The sequence below is a fragment of the Mesorhizobium sp. M1423 genome (assembly GCF_040317575.1).
In the GTDB taxonomy this organism is placed as follows: Bacteria; Pseudomonadota; Alphaproteobacteria; order Rhizobiales; family Rhizobiaceae; genus Mesorhizobium.
Genome location: NZ_JAMYKU010000001.1, coordinates 1 through 14,006, shown reverse-complemented (window position 1 = coordinate 14,006; position 14,006 = coordinate 1). Strand labels below are relative to the sequence as shown.

Sequence of the window (14,006 nt, the reverse complement as noted above, 5' to 3'; positions counted from 1 at the left end):
GCGCCATGAACGAAGAAAAGGACATGGCTGACGCGCGCGCGGCGCTGGTCAATTATCGCGCCTCGATCGACAACATCGACGCGGCGCTGATCCACATGCTGGCCGAGCGCTTCCGCTGCACCAAGGCGGTCGGCGTGCTGAAGGCGGAGCATGGCCTGCCGCCTGCCGATCCGGCACGCGAGCAGCAGCAGATCGCCCGTCTTCGCCAACTGGCGAAGGACGCCCATCTCGACCCGGATTTCGCGGAAAAATTCCTGAACTTCGTCGTCCGCGAAGTGATCCGCCATCACGAGCAGATCGCCGCATCCAACGGCATAACGAAAACCGGCTGAGGACCAGCCACCAACCGATCAATCAGAGCTTTTTAGGAGAAAAGAAATGCCACTGAAAATCCGACTGGCCCGTGCGGGCTCGAAGAAGCGTCCCTATTACCACGTCGTCGTCGCCGATGCCCGTTCGCCGCGCGACGGCCGTTTCATCGAGTCGCTTGGCTCGTGGAACCCGCTGCTGCCCAAGGACGGCGAACGCGTCAAGGTTGACGCCGAGCGCGTCAAGCATTGGCTGTCGCACGGCGCCCAGCCGACCGACCGCGTGCTGCGCTTCCTCGACGAGGCCGGCCTCGCCAAGCGCGAAGCCCGCGCCAACCCGAAGAAGGCCGAGCCCGGCAAGAAGGCGCAAGAGCGCGCAGCCCTGCTGAAGAAGGCGCAGGAGGAAGCTGCAGCCGCTGTTGCCGCCGCTTCCGCCGCGCCGGCCGAGGCGGAAGCCGCCAGCGCCGAATAAGTCATCGATTGCCCTTCACAAAACGGCTGACCAGTCACAAAACGGCGGGCCTTTGCCCGCCGTTTTGCTGTCCATCCGTATGATGCGGCCCGATCAATAGCCTTCCGGGCAACTCGCAACGTAGACACGGCCATTGCGATCGCGATAACGGCACTGGCCGCTTTCGCTGGCACGGCCGATCAGCGCACCGGCCAAGGCGCCGGCCGCACCGCCGATCACCGCGCCCTTGGTCGGGTTGCCGGCCACTGCGGCGCCGACCGCCGCACCGCCCAGGCCACCAACGGCCGCGCCTTGCTCAGTACGGGAGCAGGCACCGAGCGGCACCAGCAGGGCCATCAAGATCATCACCTTTTTCATTGTCGTTCCTCTCCAACAGGGTGCCGTCCTCGCCGCTGCGCCCCCTAACTCGCAACCAGCCAATTTGATCCAAAGAAGAAGATCGGCAGCAGACCGGGCGGCGCTCGATTTGATCCAAAGAGAAGAAAGGCGGCGGCAGACAGCGCCCTCTCTGGCGGCGTGGCCGCCATCGAACGGCTTTGGAAGTCGCTGCTATTGGCTGAACGGGATCAGCGCGCGCACCCTTGGATCGCGCAGATACAGGCCGCCCCAGAGGATGGCGCCGAGGTAGACGCCGAACAGCATATGCGAGAACAAAGGGCTGCCGATACGCACATGCGTGGCGATGGCGCCGCCGAGATAGGCGGTGAGCAGGATGGCGCCGAGCACCGAGGTGCGCGGCACTACATAAAGTGCTGTCGAGACCAATCCAATGATGCCGAGCATGCGCGAGACATTGGCATCGGCTGGCCAGCCGAGCTGCACCATGGTCTGGGTGACGATTTCGAGCGGCGGTACCTTGATGACGCCGTCGAAGATCATGAACAGCACGATGACGGCGCTGAGCACGCGACCGGCCCAGAGGGCGCGCGGTGAGACGGATGCTGCCTGAGACTTGGTCATTGATGTTCCCTCCGGTCGTTGCGAGCACTGGCTTTTCTGCCAGCTCGAACCAAGGACGCGTCCCATGACGGCCATCCGACATGCCTCCAGTGCTTTTTCACTCCGGGGACGGCGACCTTGGATGTGCAAGTTCAGCCAGCAACCAACCTGGCCAAGTCCACCTTGCGAGGTGAGGTGGAGGGCGTTATTGGAAATCCGTAAGGGTATCTCCCGAGCGCTCGACGGCAGCAGCCGCCTAATCGCACAACGAAAGTAAGCGATGGCCGGAGAGACCGACCTGAAAAAGTTGCTGGCGGCAATGACGCCGGAGTTGCTTGCCGGCGTTCATGTCTTCACCACGTTGCCACCTGATGCGGCCGTTCCCGACCAGCTCGATCCGGTAATGCTGTTTCGCGAGCACGAGGGCATGACGCTGATCGTGCTTGAAGACCAGGCCAAGACCGCTGGCCTGAAAACCGTGTTCCGCTGCCGGATGCTGACGCTGAACGTCCATTCGTCGCTGGAAGCGGTCGGCTTCCTCGCCGCCATCACCGCGCGGCTGGCCACCGCCGGCATCGGCGTCAATCCGGTCTCGGTCGTCTACCACGATCACCTGTTCGTGCCCGCCGACCGGGCGGAGGAGGCGCTGGATGTTTTGCAGAAACTCGCTGCGGACGCCGCACGATAAGGATCAATGCCTTCGGACGTACAAAATGTCGGGCAATCGCTCTTCATTGTTCGTGCCGTTGCCCAAAGCTTCCGCGCGAAAGCCATGGCGCTCGTAGAAGCGCCGAGCGCCTGAGTTCGACTGAAAGCAATGCAATTTCACAACCGGCAAATTCGCGGTTGCTTGTGTCAGCAGCCGGGCGCCGATGCCTTGGCCAGTCCAGGCAGGATCCAGATAGAGCTGCTCGACCCATTCTCCTGCAACGGCGACAAAGCCAACAATGGCCGCGTCGATTTCGGCGACCGTCACGTGCTGCTGCGCCAGCACGGTGCCGCTGATGAAGGCCATATCCTCATCCGGTGTATGCAGGACCGGCATCCAGTCGAACGACGAAAGCGCTGCGCGCATGATCCTGGCAATTGCGCCTGCGTCCGACCCGTTAGCCGGACGCAGCGCGATTTTAGTCGCAATGCTCATCTCACAAGCCTGCGACCGCGGGCCGCCGGCCGTCCGGCGCCCCCGCGGAGGGCCAGCCGCGAAGCGGCGATGCGGCCCGTGAGCGAGAAGTTATGCCGCCTTCTTCTTTGGCTGGATCAGCCCGCGCTCGACCAGCAGCTCCGCGATCTGAACCGCGTTGAGTGCCGCGCCTTTGCGCAGATTGTCGGAGACGATCCACATCGACAGGCCGTTGTCGATGGTCGAATCCTCGCGGATGCGCGAGATGAAGGTGGCGTCCTCGCCAGCCGATTCCAGCGGCGTGATGTAGCCGCCGTCCTCGCGCTTGTCGATGACCTGGCAGCCCGGCGCCTCGCGCAGGATCTCGCGCGCCTCATCGGCGGTGATCGGCTTCTCGAACTCAATGTTGACCGCTTCCGAATGGCCGATGAACACCGGCACCCGCACGCAGGTCGCCGTCAGCTTGATCTTGGGATCGAGCATCTTCTTGGTCTCGGCCACCATCTTCCATTCTTCCTTGGTGAAGCCGTCGTCGAGGAAGACGTCGATATGCGGGATGACGTTGAAGGCGATGCGCTTGGTGAACTTCTTGACGTCGACGGAATCGGCGACGAACACCGCCCGCGTCTGCGTGAACAGTTCGTCCATGCCTTCCTTACCGGCGCCGGAGACCGACTGGTAGGTGGCGACGACGACGCGCTTTATGGTGGCGAAGTCATGCAGCGGCTTCAGCGCCACGACCAGCTGCGCCGTCGAGCAGTTCGGGTTGGCAATGATGTTCTTGCGTGTGAACAGCGAAATCGCATCCGGGTTCACTTCGGGAACGATCAGCGGCACGTCCTGGTCGTAGCGGAAGGCCGATGAATTATCGATGACGACGCAGCCCTGCTTGCCGATCTTCGGCGACCATTCCTTGGAGACGTTGCCGCCGGCCGACATGATGCAGATGTCGGTGTCGGAAAAATCATATTGGTCGAGCGTCCGGACCTTCAGCGTGCGGTCGCCGAACGACACTTCCGTGCCCTGGCTGCGCCGCGAGGCCAGCGCCACCACCTCGCTCACCGGAAAGCCGCGCTCTTCCAGTATGTTGAGCATTTCCCGGCCCACATTGCCCGTGGCGCCGACGATCGCAACCTTGAAACTCATCGAAATCTCCTGTCCCTCTCCGCTCGGTTTCTGGAGAAAACCCGCCGGCCAATGCGGGTTTCACCCCGGGCCGGACCCGGGAGAGGGTGGTTAGGCCAAGGGAATCAGACCGTTTTGGTGGTCGTTTTACCGGTTTTTTTGACCAAGAACGTGGTTTTGCTGGAACGGAAAGGCGCACCGAGACGTCCGGCCCAATGGTTCGCATTGGGGCCGGGGATGTCGAAGGCAAGAAGCGCCATCAAAAGGCCGCGCATCGAAAACTATCCCGTTCGGTGCCGGCTTTTACGCGGTTTGCGTAAGGAGTCAATCGCAACCAGGCGGATCGCCCGCCCTGTACAACGAGGGCGGCACGAAGTACGAACGGGCATCGTTTGGCTCGTGGCGCCCGTCGTGGCGCTTGCCGACATCAGACCCGTCGCCGGGCATTTAAGAATCCGAATTTCGAAAGAAGCATATGTCCAACTTCGAAGCTATTGTCCCCGTGCTGGCAAAGGCGCTGGAAAAACGCGGCTATGTCGAGCTGACACCGGTGCAGAAAGCGGTTCTTGAGCTCGGTCAGGCCGATGCGCTGGTTTCAGCCCAGACCGGCTCCGGCAAGACCGTCGCTTTCGGACTGGCCTTGGCGCCGACGCTGCTCGACGGCGCGGAGCGCTTTTCCCACGCGGCGGCACCCCTGGCGCTGGCCGTGGCGCCGACGCGGGAGCTGGCCCTGCAGGTGACGCGCGAGCTGGAATGGCTCTACGAGCTGACAGGCGCCACGGTGTCGTCCTGCGTCGGCGGCATGGACATGCGCACCGAGCGACGCGCGCTGGAGCGTGGCGCCCATATCGTCGTCGGCACGCCCGGCCGCCTGCGCGACCACATCACCCGCAATTCTCTCGACATGTCGGCGCTCAAGGCAGTCGTGCTCGACGAGGCCGACGAGATGCTCGATCTCGGCTTTCGCGAGGACCTGGAATTCATCCTCGACGCCGCCCCTGCCGAGCGCCGCACGTTGATGTTTTCCGCGACCGTGCCGCGCTCCATCGCCACGCTGGCCAAGGGCTACCAGCGCGATGCCGTGCGCATCTCGGCCTCGGGCGAGGAGAAGCAGCATCTCGACATCGAATACCGGGCGCTGGGCGTCGCGCAGGCCGACCGCGAAAACGCCATCATCAACGTGCTGCGGTACTATGAGGCGAAGAACGCGCTGGTGTTCTGCAACACGCGTGCCGCCGTCAATCACCTGACAGCGCGCTTCAACAACCGCAACTTTTCCGTCGTGGCACTGTCCGGCGAGCTGAGCCAGAACGAGCGCAGCCACGCGCTGCAGGCGATGCGCGACGGCCGCGCCAAGGTCTGCATCGCCACTGACGTCGCGGCGCGTGGCATCGACCTGCCCAACCTCGAGCTGGTGATCCATGCCGACTTGCCGACCAACCCGGAGACGCTTCTGCACCGAAGCGGGCGAACGGGACGGGCGGGGCGCAAGGGCGTCAGCGCGCTGATCGTGCCCAACAATGCCCGCAAGCGCACCGAGCGGCTGCTGCAGAGTGCCGGCCTTGCGGCGACCTGGGCGAGCCCGCCCTCGGCCGACGACGTGATCCGGCGCGATGACGAGCGCATTCTCGCCGACCCGGTCTTCAGCGAGCCTATGAAGGATGAGGAGCGAGGCTTCGTCCAGGCGCTTCTCGATCAGCACGGACCCGAACAGGTTGCCGCAGCCTTCGTACGGATGTGCCGCTCCAGCCGCTCGGCGCCGGAGGATCTTCTCGACGTCGCACCGTTCACGCCGTCGGGCGAAAAATTTGCGCGCCGGGACGAGGCACCGAGCCGCCGCGACGATTTCGGCGACAGCGTCTGGTTCTCGCTGTCGGTCGGACGCCGGCAGAATGCCGAGCCGCGCTGGCTGATCCCGATGCTGTGCCGGACAGGCGGCATCTCCAAGCGCGAGATCGGCGCCATCAAGATGCAGCCGGAAGAAACCTTCGTGCAGATCGCGGCGGACTGGGCCGAGCGCTTCCTCGCCGCGATCGGCCCCGACCGCAAGCTGCAGGGCAACATCGCGGTCAAGCGGCTGGACGGCACGCCGGATTTGTCGCGGGCCGGCTATCAGGAGCCGCGCCCCGACAAGAAGCCGCACCGCGGCAAGCGGACATTCGATCAGAACGCGCCCAAATTCGAGAAGCGCGCACCGGCTGACCAGCGCCCGGCATTCGAGGCAAAGCCCTGGGCCGGCAAACCGGCCAAGGCGAAATTCGAAGGCGGACCGGCGAAACACAAGAAATCGAAGAAACGGCCGGGGTGAATAGCCTGCCCCTTCCATTTCGCGCACGCCCCTTGCGGTCTACCGGAACTTTGCACAGTCTGGGGCAGGGCAATGGGGTGGGCAGGACATGCGCGGCGAAGTTCTTCACTATGACGAGGACCAGGCCTTCGGTTTCATTACCGGGGCCGATGGCAACCGCTACAGCTTCGCGCGCGAGGACTTGCGCCGCCAAGCGTCGGTTGCCGCAGGCACGACCGTCGAATTCCAGCCGGCTGGCGGACGGGCACGCGATGTTTTTTCGATCCACGTCCAACCTGCCAGTGCACCCGCCGACGCCTCCGCTGCAATCGCCGCCCCATCTCAGGCCGGCAATGCGCCCGCGGCACGTCAGCCGCAACATTTCGGCCGGTCCGCTGAAAACAGTCCCGCCGAATCCACCGGCCTGTGGAGCTACTTCTCGCGTGGCCTGACCGAAAATTATTTCAACTTCGCCGGCCGTGCCCGCCGCAAGGAATATTGGGGCTATTGCTTGTTCTGGACGATCGCGCTGATCGTGGCGATAGGTCTCGGCGTCTTCATCGACGACGCCATGGGCAATCTCGACAACAGTGAATTGCCGGCAGTGACGGTCGGCCTTTGCGGCCTCTTCCTGCTGGCGACAGCCCTGCCGTGGTTCGGGCTCAACGTGCGCCGCCTGCACGATATCGGCCTGACCGGCTGGCTCTTCCTGCTTTTCCTGATCCCGACCTTCGGCACCGTGATCATCCTGATCTTTGCGCTGATCCCGACCCAGCCGCGTGAAAACCAGTGGGGTCCGGTGCCGGCGGGTGTCCAAATCTAACCGCGGGAGTGCCGCCGCATCGGCGGCAGTCGCCCAGCGGACGTGGACCTACACAGGATCAGACCAGGAACTTGGCGATGATCGCGTCGCCCATCTCAGCGGTGCCGACCTCGGTCATCCCCGGCGAATGAATATCCCTGGTGCGCAGGCCGTCGTCGAGCACGGCGGCGATCGCACCTTCGAGCTTGTCGGCTTCAGTCACCATGCCGAAGGAATAGCGCATGCACATGGCGAAGGAGGCGATCATGGCGATCGGATTGGCGATGCCCTTGCCGGCGATGTCGGGCGCCGAGCCATGCACCGGCTCGTAGAGCGCCTTGCGCTTTTTTGTCTTCGCATCCGGCGCGCCGAGCGAGGCCGACGGCAGCATGCCGATCGAGCCGGTCAGCATGGCGGCGATGTCGGACAGCATGTCGCCGAACAGATTGTCGGTGACGATGACATCGAACTGCTTGGGCCAGCGTACCAGCTGCATGCCGCCGGCATCGGCGAGCATATGGTCGAGCTTGACGTCGGCATACCTGGCCTTTTGCGTCTGGCTGACGACCTCGTTCCACAGCACGCCCGATTTCATCACATTGCGCTTTTCCATCGAGGTGACGTGGTTCTTGCGCGTGCGTGCCAATTCGAAGGCAACGCCCGAAATGCGCTCGATCTCGAAAGTATCGTAGACCTGGGTGTCGATACCGCGCTTCTGGCCGTTGCCGAGATCGATGATCTGCTTCGGCTCACCGAAATAGACGCCGCCGGTGAGCTCGCGCACGATGAGGATATCGAGCCCCTCGACCACCTCCTGCTTGAGCGAGGAGGACGCCGCCAGCGCCGGATAGCAAATGGCGGGTCGAAGATTGGCGAACAGCTCCATGTCCTTGCGCAGCCGCAGCAGACCCGCCTCCGGGCGCACCTCGTAAGGCACGGCATCCCATTTCGGTCCGCCGACGGCGCCAAACAGCACCGCGTCCGCCGCCATTGCCTTGGCCATGTCGGCATCGGAAATCGCCGCGCCATGTGCGTCGTAAGCGCAGCCGCCGACAAGGCCCTCATCGGTGACGAAATCGCTGCCGAGCTTGTCGTTCATCGCGGCGATCAGCTTCTTCACCTCGGCCATCGCCTCGGGGCCGATGCCATCGCCGGCAAGCAGGAGAAGATTTTTCGAAGCCATGAGAACCGTCCCGATTATTTTAGCGCATGAACGCGGCCTTGCTAAACGCCAAGCGACCGACGCGCAAGCCTGCGGTTCAGAGCATCGGACCCAAAAGTGGCAACCGGTTTTGGGAAAATCCGATGCTCAAGACAAAACGTCTACAGATGCGAAAGGATATTCACCAGCCTGCCGAACGGGTCGCGCACGAAGAAGCGCCGCACGCCCCAGGGTTCGTCTGCCGGACCGTACTCGATGATAAAGCCGGCCGTCCTCATGCTTTCAAGCGAGGCATCGACGTCGTCGACTTCGATAGAGATGTCCGGCACCGGCGTTCCTGATCCCCCTTCGGCCATGAAACTGACCTGCACGGACATCGTCTCTTGCGAGCCATAGGTAGCGATCCAGCCCATATCCATCTTGAGATCGAGGCCGAGCACATCCTGATAGAAGGGTTTTGCCGCCGCGATATCCTGCGTGTCTATGTTTGCAACGATGCGTCTGACCTTCACCATGGGCCGATCCTCGTGCTAACCGTGTCGTTGTCGCAACCGTGACAGGCATCAGGCTGTGCGCCGCAGCGCCGTCACCTCGATCTCGATCTTCATCTCCGGCTTGTTGAGCTGGCACACGATCATCGTTGCCGCCGGCCTGATCTCGCCAAAGGCCTCGCCGAGGATCGGGAACACCACATCCACGAAAGCCGCATCGGTGATATAGTAATGCGCCCGCACCACATCGGCCATCTCGAAGCCGCCGTCCCCGAGCGCCTTGGCGATTGTCGTCAGGCAATTGCGCGTTTGCGCCTCCACCGTCTCCGGCATCGACATGGTCGCATAATCGTAGCCGGTCGTTCCGGACACGAAACACCAGTCGCCCTGCACCACGGCGCGCGAATAGCCGGCGGTGTTCTCAAAGGGCGAACCGGTGGAGATCAGTTTTCGCATGGGTCCTCCGCAAATCGTCGCGGATATCTTGCAGGGAACGAGCCGATCCCGCCATGGGCCAGATAGAACTGACGGTTGTTATGAGTCTCCCGCCTCGACAAAGCCCTCTCGTCCAAGGCGTGGTGGTCACTGCGCTTTGCAAAAATACCTAATTCGCCGACCCCAGCGCCTTGTCCAGCGCTTCCTTGACGTCGGCCGGCCATGTACTCACCGCTGGCCACGCGTCCGGCTCGGGCTTGTCGCCGCGGCGGGCGAAATAGAGCTTGTGCTTGACCGGGTCGACCGCCATGAAGCCGTCATTGCCGCCGCAATCATGCGGCACGCAGCCGCTGGCAAAGAAGGCACCCGACGCGGTTTTTTCCGTGCCGCCGCCGACCAGCAGGCTGGTCGCCATGTCGGGCATGTCCTTGCCAAGCAGCGTCTCGGCTTGCTTGTAGACAGCCTCGTTGTGGAAGGCGTCGATGATGTTGTCGTATTTCGACGGATCGACGTCTTTCCAGTCGGTGCCCGGCTCCGGCATGTAGGTGAGATTGCCGGAAGTCATCAGTCCGGCCGTCGGCGACCATTGCAGCGCCGGCTTGGAATCGCCCGGCAGCAGATAGGGCACGAAATAGATGGCGCTGTCGGAGATCGCGGTCGGCGGCGCGCCGCATTCGTCCTGCTCGACCGTGACCGTCTGGATCGTGCCGCCTTCCGGCTTCCACACGATCACCTTGGCCGGGCCGCATTGATTGCCGCCGTCGCCGACATCGATCAGCGCCACCTTGACGCCGCCGACCTCGACGATCTTGTCGAAGAAGACGTCATAATTGCGCGCCAGTTCCTTGCCGTCGAAGGCGAGCACCCGTTCCCCGTACTCCTCCTCCTGGGTGATGGTCAGCTGGCCGCCCTCGAACGGGATCGGCGCCTGTTTGTCATTGTCGGCTAGGGCCGCATTGCTCAACGCGCCCTGGTCGGCGGCCGTGCCGGGCGCATCGTCAGCCGGCACGAGCACCGTGTCGGTCTGGGCATGCGCGCCAGCCATCGGCATCAGAATCCACGCCAACGCGCAGGCGCCGGCAAGAAGCGAACGTGTCATGACTGTCCCTCCGTTCAGCCGCAACGAACCCGGCCTGTCGCCGCCGGGTCATCGTACCGCTCAGGCCCAGGGGCGCTCAGCGGCGTTCCTCTTCTCGAACGAAGCGATGGCGCCGGCCTTCTCCATGGTCAGGCCGATATCGTCGAGCCCGTTGAGCAGGCAATGGCGCTTGAACTCGTCGAGGTCGAATTTGACCACGCCGCCGTCCGGCCCGCGGATTTCCTTGGCCTCCAGATCGACCGACAGCGTCGCGTTCGAACCGCGCGAGGCATCGTCCATCAGTTTCTCCAGGTCTTCCGGGCTGACGGTGATCGGCAGGATGCCGTTCTTGAAGCAATTGTTGTAGAAAATGTCGGCGAACGAGGTCGAGATGACGCAGCGGATGCCGAAGTCGAGCAGCGCCCACGGCGCATGTTCCCGGCTCGAGCCGCAGCCGAAATTATCGCCGGCGACCAGGATCTGCGCCTTGCGGTAGGCCGGCTTGTTGAGCACGAAGTCCGGGTTTTCCGAACCATCGTCCTTGTAGCGCATTTCGGCGAACAGGCCGGTGCCGAGTCCGGTGCGCTTGATCGTCTTGAGATAATCCTTGGGGATGATCATGTCGGTGTCGACATTGACGATCGGCATCGGCGCGGCGACGCCGGTGAGCTTGGTGAATTTTTCCATGTCCTTGCCCGTCTTCTTCTTGTTGCGGGAAATTGCTGGCGCCCGGTTTACACAAAGCCGCGGGCAAATAAAAGGCGGCTGTTTTTGGACCTCTGTCGTCGATCGAAACGCAAGATCGGTACAAAACAGCTTCAAAACCACCGGCCCATGGTGCACTTTTGTCGACATGACAACGCGATCCAAGGTCCTCTACGCCAGCGAACCGGGTCTCGGCATCGCCGAGTTCCGCCGCGTTCTGGTGGAATCCGGCCTCGGCGCCAATCGCCCCGTCGATGACGACACCCGATTGAACGCGATGCTGTCAGGGGCCAATTTGGTGCTCACCGCGCGTCTCGATACAGAAGGCAAGCCGCTGGTCGGTGTTGCCCGCGGTGTTACCGATTTCTCGTGGGTCTGTTACGTTTCCGAGCTCGCCGTTTGCAAATCGGCGCAAGGGCTCGGCATCGGCAAGGGCCTGCTTGATGAAGCGCGCCGGCAACTCGGGCCTTCCGTTGCCATAAGCCTGATTTCCATGCCCGACGCCGTCGGCTTTTATGAGCGCATCGGCATGAAGCGCGTGTCCGACGCGTTCTGGTTCGACCGCAAGCGCTGACGCGTTGCCTTGCCAGCTAGTGGATCGAATCTAACGTTTGGTGCCCGCGTTTGACCGCGGCGGCGATCCTGTCGGGGTCGGCGGTCCAGATGAAGGGTCTGGGCTGCTGGTTGTGCTCGGCGAGGAAGGGGTAGATTGCCGCCCTGGAGGTCGACCACCGAGTGAAAGACGCCGCGCTTGAGCGGCGCTTCGACAAGTGCGGGTGGCCGAGGGCGATCGCCCAGTCGGCGTCCCCGGCGACTACGGCGGCTGCTGATCCTCGAACCAGAATGATGACTGGCGTCGCGAGATGGTTCCCACCGACGGCAAGGGAAAATGCGACGTCATTACGATGCGGCCATTGTCCGAGCAAGCCTCCAGGAATGCCCATCTCGTCCGACGTGCCTGGTCAGGGTCCGTGTCGTACCGAAAGCTCCAGTCAGGGTATATGCATTGCATCGGCCAATGCATGAGATCGCCGGAAAACACTGCCCCTACGCCTCGAGATTTCAGGCCGATGGCTACGTGCCCCGGGGTGTGGCCCGGCGTCGGTTCCAGCCACACTTCGCCATCGAGTTCATAATCCATATCGACAAGCACAGCCCGACCAGCCTCGACGATTGGCAACACATTGTCCTCATAGGTCCGATCTTCGTCATCACCGGAGGCCGCCTGTGCGGCCTCGAACTCGCGCCGCGCCATGATGTAGCGGGCGTTCGGGAATGTCGGTATCCAACGCCCGTCCACCAATCGTGTGTTCCAACCGCAATGGTCGACATGAAGATGGGTGCACAGCACATAGTCGATCTGCTCGGGAGCAACACCTGCATTTGCCAGGCGCTCCAAAAAGGTGCCGTCATTGCGGCGATGCCAATGGGGGAAGTATGCGAACGTCTTATCGTTGCCGACGCAACTGTCGACCAGAATGGTGTGGTGTCCGGTACGAACAAGAAAACTCTGGATGGGAAGAATAAGCCGGCCGGTTGCAGGCGATATTAATCGCGGCGTGAGCCAATGAAGATGCGGTTCGAGCGCTTCATCGGTGCAGTCGGGAAACCATTCCGACGGCGTCCGCAGGGGGTCGCACATCTCCAGAATTCTGGTTATCCAGATATTCCCGATTCTCCAGTCATCCACTGACTGCATCCTTCTTCGATCGAGGACGGATCACTAGAGATAACATTTGCGGCCAGATGGCGTCAGACATTTCTGCCTGTAGGAGAAGGAGCGCTCGCGATGTGGCCGCGCTCACGATCGGGTACCAAGCGTTAGAACTTAACCACTAGTGGTCGAAATCTGACGCTTGGTTCCGGGGCCGTAAGCCCGCTCAGGGTGGAAAGCGGACGCTACCATGTACTTTTTGGCAAAGCGCTCAGTGCGCGCGTGACGCAAGGTGAATTTCAAGCGGCTTTGAGATGAGGCCTTTATCAACGATGGCTTCAAGCGTCTGCTTCGTCAGACTGATATCGTCATATTGCTGCGGAACCGACAGAATTAACCCACCCTCTTCGGGCGTGGCATAAAACACTACATAAGCCTTTCGCCTCACCGGCGAGAGGGACGGCGATAGTATTGATTTCAGTATCCATTACTCGCTTGCCGAAAAAATAATTGGCAGATTATTCTGCTGACGTAATTCAAACTCCTGATGCTGGAGAACAGAGTATATACGTTTGTTCTCCGGTGACTCAGGGTCGTTGCTTCATCCAGAGAATGGGATAATTGCGAACATCAACACTGAAAGTGCCTTCCAACTAGTGGAGGTCAAGTCAAATTCCTGCTTTCCATGGCTCTTTAAGTATCTGCCCTAGATGTCCGAAACGAGTCGGCAGCGGTATTCCGTTTCGGGTACCAAGCGTCAGGTTTTGACTACTAGCGTGCGGACTTTTGATATCGGCGGGACAGCCTCCCCTCTGTCCGGCAGGACAGAGGGGATGGGCGGGAACTCGACAGAGCGGCTTATTCTGGGCGGCCTTCCCTCAAATCACGTTCAATTCACGAAACGCCCGCCCCTCAGCGACACGGCTATACCCAAACGCCGAGCAATCCACCGTGCGATAGCCGCCATGGACGATCAGTTCGGCCAGCGCTTTGCCGACCGCCGGCGCCTGCTGCAAGCCGTGGCCGGAAAAACCGTTGGCGAAGAAGAAATTGCCGACCTCGGGATGCGAACCGATCACCGCGTTCTGGTCGAGCGTGTTGTAGTCGTAATGGCCGACCCAGGCGCGCGTCGGCTTGATCGCCTCGAAGGCCGGAATGCGGGTCGCCAGCACCGGCCAGATCACCTCTTCGAACAGCGGCCAGTCGGGTTCGAAATCTGTGGGGTCGGCGGGGCCTTCGCCCTCTTCCGGCTCGGCGCCGCCGGTGATGTAGACCGAACCTTCCGGCCGGACATAGATGCCGCTCGGGTCGACCAGCAGCGGCATGTCGTCATATTTTTCGCGCGCCTCGAAGACGAAGACATTGCGCTTGCGCGGCTCCACCGGCAGCGCCAGCCCGGCCATTGCTGCCACCTTGCCGGCATTC

Annotated in this window: 19 protein-coding genes and 1 pseudogene; 6 read left to right on the top strand and 14 right to left on the bottom strand. The window is 62.3% G+C overall.

Annotation, left to right across the window (positions count from 1 at the left end):
- Positions 1-5: 5 nt before the first annotated feature.
- Together NKG95_RS00100 and rpsP are read left to right on the top strand one after the other, a co-directional pair.
- Complete coding sequence (locus NKG95_RS00100; RefSeq protein ID WP_023721912.1) at positions 6-332, top strand: chorismate mutase; 327 nt, start codon at positions 6-8, stop codon at positions 330-332.
- A gap of 46 nt (positions 333-378) precedes the next feature.
- Positions 379-780 (top strand): 30S ribosomal protein S16, encoded by a 402-nt coding sequence (gene rpsP / locus NKG95_RS00095; RefSeq protein ID WP_023721913.1) that lies wholly within the window; start codon positions 379-381, stop codon positions 778-780.
- A gap of 93 nt (positions 781-873) precedes the next feature.
- Here rpsP and NKG95_RS00090 read toward each other — a convergent pair whose 3' ends face one another.
- Both NKG95_RS00090 and NKG95_RS00085 read right to left on the bottom strand, forming a co-directional pair.
- The gene (locus NKG95_RS00090) at positions 874-1,137 is read right to left on the bottom strand and encodes a YMGG-like glycine zipper-containing protein (RefSeq protein ID WP_023680734.1); all 264 of its coding nucleotides are present in this window, start codon (positions 1,135-1,137) and stop codon (positions 874-876) included.
- 192 nt (positions 1,138-1,329) lie between these two features.
- Positions 1,330-1,740: a DoxX family protein gene (locus tag NKG95_RS00085; RefSeq protein ID WP_353039579.1), complete on the bottom strand. Its 411-nt coding sequence runs from the start codon at positions 1,738-1,740 to the stop codon at positions 1,330-1,332.
- 259 nt (positions 1,741-1,999) lie between these two features.
- Between NKG95_RS00085 and NKG95_RS00080 the strand changes: the two genes are divergently transcribed.
- Entirely contained in the window at positions 2,000-2,407 is a 408-nt protein-coding gene (locus tag NKG95_RS00080) for an ACT domain-containing protein (protein WP_353039577.1), read from the top strand.
- Positions 2,408-2,410: 3 nt separating this feature from the next.
- On the opposite strand, the gene NKG95_RS00075 is transcribed toward NKG95_RS00080, so the two are convergent.
- The 3 genes from NKG95_RS00075 to NKG95_RS00065 form a co-directional block, all read right to left on the bottom strand.
- Entirely contained in the window at positions 2,411-2,794 is a 384-nt protein-coding gene (locus NKG95_RS00075) for a GNAT family N-acetyltransferase (protein ID WP_352516117.1), read from the bottom strand.
- A 159-nt stretch (positions 2,795-2,953) separates the two neighbouring features.
- The gene (locus NKG95_RS00070) at positions 2,954-3,988 is read right to left on the bottom strand and encodes an aspartate-semialdehyde dehydrogenase (RefSeq protein WP_023721916.1); all 1,035 of its coding nucleotides are present in this window, start codon (positions 3,986-3,988) and stop codon (positions 2,954-2,956) included.
- A gap of 104 nt (positions 3,989-4,092) precedes the next feature.
- Complete coding sequence (locus tag NKG95_RS00065; protein ID WP_023721917.1) at positions 4,093-4,242, bottom strand: hypothetical protein; 150 nt, start codon at positions 4,240-4,242, stop codon at positions 4,093-4,095.
- Between the two features lie 200 nt (positions 4,243-4,442).
- Here NKG95_RS00065 and NKG95_RS00060 point away from each other — a divergent pair, with 200 nt between their 5' ends.
- Positions 4,443-6,275, top strand: a complete 1,833-nt coding sequence (locus NKG95_RS00060; protein WP_353039575.1) for a DEAD/DEAH box helicase — start codon at positions 4,443-4,445, stop codon at positions 6,273-6,275.
- A gap of 88 nt (positions 6,276-6,363) precedes the next feature.
- The gene (locus NKG95_RS00055) at positions 6,364-7,077 is read left to right on the top strand and encodes a DUF805 domain-containing protein (protein ID WP_353039573.1); all 714 of its coding nucleotides are present in this window, start codon (positions 6,364-6,366) and stop codon (positions 7,075-7,077) included.
- Between the two features lie 58 nt (positions 7,078-7,135).
- Here NKG95_RS00055 and leuB read toward each other — a convergent pair whose 3' ends face one another.
- The 5 genes from leuB to leuD form a co-directional block, all read right to left on the bottom strand.
- Complete coding sequence (gene leuB / locus NKG95_RS00050) at positions 7,136-8,239, bottom strand: 3-isopropylmalate dehydrogenase (RefSeq protein WP_353039571.1); 1,104 nt, start codon at positions 8,237-8,239, stop codon at positions 7,136-7,138.
- 140 nt (positions 8,240-8,379) lie between these two features.
- The gene (locus tag NKG95_RS00045; protein WP_352481122.1) at positions 8,380-8,730 is read right to left on the bottom strand and encodes a VOC family protein; all 351 of its coding nucleotides are present in this window, start codon (positions 8,728-8,730) and stop codon (positions 8,380-8,382) included.
- 51 nt (positions 8,731-8,781) lie between these two features.
- Positions 8,782-9,165: a RidA family protein gene (locus tag NKG95_RS00040; protein WP_353039569.1), complete on the bottom strand. Its 384-nt coding sequence runs from the start codon at positions 9,163-9,165 to the stop codon at positions 8,782-8,784.
- Between the two features lie 148 nt (positions 9,166-9,313).
- The gene (locus tag NKG95_RS00035) at positions 9,314-10,243 is read right to left on the bottom strand and encodes an Ivy family c-type lysozyme inhibitor (RefSeq protein WP_353039567.1); all 930 of its coding nucleotides are present in this window, start codon (positions 10,241-10,243) and stop codon (positions 9,314-9,316) included.
- A gap of 60 nt (positions 10,244-10,303) precedes the next feature.
- Positions 10,304-10,909 carry a 3-isopropylmalate dehydratase small subunit gene (gene leuD / locus NKG95_RS00030; protein ID WP_023721924.1) on the bottom strand — a complete coding sequence of 202 codons (606 nt, stop codon included), beginning with the start codon at positions 10,907-10,909 and terminating at the stop codon, positions 10,304-10,306.
- A 166-nt stretch (positions 10,910-11,075) separates the two neighbouring features.
- Here leuD and NKG95_RS00025 point away from each other — a divergent pair, with 166 nt between their 5' ends.
- Positions 11,076-11,501, top strand: coding sequence for a GNAT family N-acetyltransferase (locus NKG95_RS00025; protein ID WP_352496013.1), 426 nt, complete (start codon positions 11,076-11,078; stop codon positions 11,499-11,501).
- Between the two features lie 16 nt (positions 11,502-11,517).
- On the opposite strand, the pseudogene NKG95_RS00020 reads toward NKG95_RS00025, so the two are convergent.
- The 4 genes and pseudogenes from NKG95_RS00020 to NKG95_RS00005 all read right to left on the bottom strand — a co-directional run.
- A pseudogene (locus NKG95_RS00020) lies at positions 11,518-11,683 on the bottom strand (IS630 family transposase); the annotation flags it as partial.
- A 58-nt stretch (positions 11,684-11,741) separates the two neighbouring features.
- Positions 11,742-12,617 (bottom strand): MBL fold metallo-hydrolase, encoded by an 876-nt coding sequence (locus tag NKG95_RS00015; protein WP_352481087.1) that lies wholly within the window; start codon positions 12,615-12,617, stop codon positions 11,742-11,744.
- Positions 12,618-12,852: 235 nt separating this feature from the next.
- Positions 12,853-13,008, bottom strand: coding sequence for a hypothetical protein (locus NKG95_RS00010; protein ID WP_023721927.1), 156 nt, complete (start codon positions 13,006-13,008; stop codon positions 12,853-12,855).
- 451 nt (positions 13,009-13,459) lie between these two features.
- On the bottom strand, positions 13,460-14,006 hold a 547-nt coding region (locus NKG95_RS00005), incomplete at its 5' end, for an NAD(P)/FAD-dependent oxidoreductase (protein WP_353039565.1).

Excerpts from the sequence above, each read along its gene's own strand:
- NKG95_RS00100 (WP_023721912.1), top strand. The coding sequence starts at position 6 with ATGAACGAAGAAAAGGACATGGCTGACGCGCGCGCGGCGCTGGTCAAT.
- rpsP (WP_023721913.1), top strand. The coding sequence starts at position 379 with ATGCCACTGAAAATCCGACTGGCCCGTGCGGGCTCGAAGAAGCGTCCC.
- NKG95_RS00090 (WP_023680734.1), bottom strand. The coding sequence starts at position 1,137 with ATGAAAAAGGTGATGATCTTGATGGCCCTGCTGGTGCCGCTCGGTGCC.
- NKG95_RS00085 (WP_353039579.1), bottom strand. The coding sequence starts at position 1,740 with ATGACCAAGTCTCAGGCAGCATCCGTCTCACCGCGCGCCCTCTGGGCC.
- NKG95_RS00080 (WP_353039577.1), top strand. The coding sequence starts at position 2,000 with ATGGCCGGAGAGACCGACCTGAAAAAGTTGCTGGCGGCAATGACGCCG.
- NKG95_RS00075 (WP_352516117.1), bottom strand. The coding sequence starts at position 2,794 with ATGCGCGCAGCGCTTTCGTCGTTCGACTGGATGCCGGTCCTGCATACA.
- NKG95_RS00070 (WP_023721916.1), bottom strand. The coding sequence starts at position 3,988 with ATGAGTTTCAAGGTTGCGATCGTCGGCGCCACGGGCAATGTGGGCCGG.
- NKG95_RS00065 (WP_023721917.1), bottom strand. The coding sequence starts at position 4,242 with ATGCGCGGCCTTTTGATGGCGCTTCTTGCCTTCGACATCCCCGGCCCC.
- NKG95_RS00060 (WP_353039575.1), top strand. The coding sequence starts at position 4,443 with ATGTCCAACTTCGAAGCTATTGTCCCCGTGCTGGCAAAGGCGCTGGAA.
- NKG95_RS00055 (WP_353039573.1), top strand. The coding sequence starts at position 6,364 with ATGCGCGGCGAAGTTCTTCACTATGACGAGGACCAGGCCTTCGGTTTC.
- leuB (WP_353039571.1), bottom strand. The coding sequence starts at position 8,239 with ATGGCTTCGAAAAATCTTCTCCTGCTTGCCGGCGATGGCATCGGCCCC.
- NKG95_RS00040 (WP_353039569.1), bottom strand. The coding sequence starts at position 9,165 with ATGCGAAAACTGATCTCCACCGGTTCGCCCTTTGAGAACACCGCCGGC.
- NKG95_RS00035 (WP_353039567.1), bottom strand. The coding sequence starts at position 10,243 with ATGACACGTTCGCTTCTTGCCGGCGCCTGCGCGTTGGCGTGGATTCTG.
- leuD (WP_023721924.1), bottom strand. The coding sequence starts at position 10,909 with ATGGAAAAATTCACCAAGCTCACCGGCGTCGCCGCGCCGATGCCGATC.
- NKG95_RS00025 (WP_352496013.1), top strand. The coding sequence starts at position 11,076 with ATGACAACGCGATCCAAGGTCCTCTACGCCAGCGAACCGGGTCTCGGC.